Annotated in this window: 2 protein-coding genes; one reads left to right on the top strand and one right to left on the bottom strand. The window is 31.8% G+C overall.

What is annotated here, in order from left to right:
- Positions 1–78 precede the first annotated feature (78 nt).
- Positions 79–636 carry a recombinase family protein gene (locus AC4IFO_RS22630; RefSeq protein WP_490737795.1) on the bottom strand — a complete coding sequence of 186 codons (558 nt, stop codon included), beginning with the start codon at positions 634–636 and terminating at the stop codon, positions 79–81.
- Between the two features lie 158 nt (positions 637–794).
- Between AC4IFO_RS22630 and AC4IFO_RS22635 the strand changes: the two genes are divergently transcribed.
- Positions 795–3,821: a Tn3 family transposase gene (locus AC4IFO_RS22635; protein WP_490737797.1), complete on the top strand. Its 3,027-nt coding sequence runs from the start codon at positions 795–797 to the stop codon at positions 3,819–3,821.
- Positions 3,822–3,895 lie beyond the last annotated feature (74 nt).

Consider the following 3,895-nt stretch of genomic DNA (forward strand, 5'->3'; position numbering starts at 1 on the left):
GGGGTTTTGTGCACATTTCCTCGAAATGAGCCATTTGAAATTTAATAATCCTTAAATTTCAATACATTGACTTTTTATTTATGCTATCTTCTCGTCTTCCAGTATTTTATAAACAGTAGAGCGTGCAATGTTCAATTGACGAGCTATTTCAGTAGCTCCTATACCTTGCTGATGAAGCATCTGTACTCTATTTCTATCAATACTTCGTCTGCGGCCAAATCGGATACCTTTTTGCTTTGCTTCTTGTCTGCCTTCATTAGTGCGCTCTAAAATTCGCCTACGCTCTGCTTGAGCCACTGCAGAAAGTATAGTGACAACCATCTTTCCCATTTCCCCATCAGTACTGATCCCATCATCTAAGAATCTGATAACAACATGTAAAGAATCAAATTCTTTTATCAGTTGGATCATGTCCGCGGTATCGCGGCCCAAGCGGTCTAACTTTGTTACCAAAATTATATCGCCATCCTCAACTTTCATTCGTAATAAATTCAATCCCTCTCTATCTGTTGAACTACCCGATGACTTATCCGTAAAAATACGATTGGTTTTAACGCCTGCATCTTTAAGTGCCTTGATCTGAATATCAAGAGATTGTTGGCTTGTTGAGACCCTTGCATAACCAAAAAGTCGCATAAAAGTGTACCTTAAATCGAATGTTAGACAGTTCATGTCCATTATCCCAAAATATCGACTTAATAGACACCTAAATAGTACTGTTTTATGATGTCTGATAAATTGTAATATTTTAGACACCGTAAAACATGTTACATAATTAACATATGGAGATGATTATGCAAAATAAGAAAAAGAGAATTAAAATTTTAACTAATAGTGAAGTTAATGAGTTGTATCAGAGCCCTATTTTCAATTCATCTGAAAGAGAAGAGTATTTTTCATTAGATAAAGAATTACGAAAAATGATAAACAGTATATCAAAAACTGAAAATAGAATATACCTTATATTAATCATCGGCTATTTCAGATATAAACCAGTAATTCCCGACATTTCGTCAGTTAAAATAAAAAAAGATATTAAGTATATAACTCAAGCATATTATCCTAAATTCCAACATTACTCCAATATAAATATATCAAAAAGAACAAAATCACGATTGATAAATAAAATGCTTTCAATTCATGGTTTCAAATATTTAGATGCAGAGTTAAAAGATTCATTAATCAGTAGGTTAAAGGATGTAGCAACTATTTGTATAGACCCTAAATACCTTCTTGATGAATTATTAGCATTTTTAAACCAAAAAAGAATTGTATTACCCGGCTACAGTACGGTTCAGGATTTAATTTCAGAAGTATTAAGCAGTGAACGATTGCGTATTTCTGATATTATTTCAAGTCGTATGACTGACATAACTGCTGATAAAATCAACGCATTACTGCAAGATGAGGGAAAATTAAATGAGATCAGAGGGTATAACGGAAATGCAAAAAATTTTTCCCCATCAGAAATAGACAAAGAATTATCTACTCATCATGTAATTAGTGATATTTATTATGAAATTAAAGCTATAATTAATTCATTAGGTATTTCTTCAGGAAATATGAGTTATTATGCGAATATAGTAAAGCACAGTACAGCATTCAGTCTTAAGCGATATCCGAAATGGCAAGGATTTCTTTATCTTTGTTGTTATTTATATTTCAGATATAGAGAAATTAATGACAAAGTAATTACATCATTTCGCTATTTAATCAGAAAACACTATGAGATATCTGTTTTCTCTGCAAAAAAACGTTTAACTGATGAAATAGATCTAATCAATAAGAAAATGAAATTTGCTAGTGATGTATTTAATTGCTTTATTGATAAAAGCCTTGAGGATTCAACTCCTTTTGGCGAAATACGTAAAAAAGTATTCTCTCTCATACCTGAAAGAGATTTATATCTTGTTAGTCAATTTTTTAATAAGAAACAAATGGATGTAACAGAGTATCAATGGCAATACATAGACAATAATCATCACAAAGTAGCAAACTCTATCAGAAAGCTATTTATGGCTATTGATATCGTCTATGATGAAAAAAATACCGCCATAGGAAGACAGATACAGACAACACGTGGTGAACTAAACCAAAGGGGTATATTAAATTCAGTAGATCAAAGGGTTATTCGCTCGGCGGAGAAAAAATACATTGTTAGTGAAGGAGTTGTTAATACGGATCGGTTCGAGTTTCATATGTATAAGAGAATCTCTAACCTCCTAGAAAATGGAGATATTTATTCGTCTGAAAGTGAAAAAAACAAACGGCTGGAAGATGATTTGATTGATATGGATATATGGGAAATAAATAAAACTGTTTTGATAGAGAAAACAGGATTGAAAAGACTGGCTGTGCCGATAAATGAAACTTTGTTAGAATTAGAGTCAAAACTTAATTATCAGTTAAAAATTGTTGGAGGAAATATAAATTCAGATGCTAATGAATTTGTAAAAAAACAACCTAAATCAAATAAGTTACAATGGAGTCTAGCTAATAAAAAATGGAAAACTAGCATTGATAATCCAATTTATAAACAGATTAAAAATATAGGCATTGTGGATGTTATGAAATTTGTTAATACCGAAACAAATTTTTTATCTGAGTTTAAATCGATCTCATCAAGAAAAAATAATTTGGAAGCAGACCACAACGATCTTCTTGCCTGTATATTTGGTAATGGTGCAAATTATGGAATACATAAAATGGCTAATGCTTCAGATAGAAGTATCAATATGCTCAGAGGAGTAAATGATAAATACATAAGGCCTGAAATAACTGGGTTAGCTAATGATGCTATTTCTGATGCTATATCAACCTTACCCATATTTAAATACTGGACAATAAATGAGAGTTCACCATTTGGTAGTGTTGATGGACAAAAGCACTCATGCAGAATCAATACATTTAAAACACGATTTTCATCCAAATATTTTCGAAAGGGTAAAGGGGTTTCTGCGATGACTCTGGTATCAAATCATGTGCCATTAGCAACAGAGATCATATCACCGAATGAGTATGAAGGGCATTTTGCATTTGATTTACTCTATAATAATACCAGTGAAATTAAGCCAAAATCTTTAGCCTCTGATAACCACGGAGTTAATAACGTAAACTTTGCTATTCTCGATATTTTTGATTATCAATTTTCCCCACGTTATGCGAAATTTAAAAATGTGTTTAATAGTTTATTCGAGGTTGAATTGGTTAATGAAGAATTAGTAATTGCATTAAGAAAATCGATTAATAATAAATTGATTATTTCAGAATGGAATAACATACAACATATTATTTGTTCGCTTAGCCGAAAGACAACGCAGCAAAGTACAATTATAAAAAAGTTATCTAATACAAAAAGAAAAAGTAAAACGCTAGAAGCTCTTAGGGAATATGATAGATTAATAAAGTGTATTTATGTACTAAATTACGTAGATGATAAAACATTGAGACAGTTTGTTCATCAGGCATTAAATCGAGGGGAAGCCTACCATCAGCTAAGAAGAGCTATAGCTTCAGTCAATGGTAATCAATTTCGTGGAGGCAGTGATTATCAGATCGACCAATGGAATGATTGTGCTAGGTTGATAGCAAATTGTATTATTTATTACAATGCAGCAATTTTATCAGGGTTAGTTGAAAAGTGTGAAAAGGAAAGTAATAAAGAGGCGATTGATATGTTAGCTAACTTATCACCCGTTGCTTGGGGACATATCCTGTTAGGGGGAAACTATTCTTTTGAAGATCAGGCTATACTAACTGATTTGAATGAAATTTTAGAAGATATCGACCCATTGAATGAAGAATACGATGATATAACTTAAAAAGCTAATAATTTGATAATTAAAGTAATATTTTAATACGGTGGCACATTTCGAGGAAATGTGCACAACCCCCC

The sequence above is a fragment of the Providencia sp. UF-224 genome (assembly GCF_058245955.1).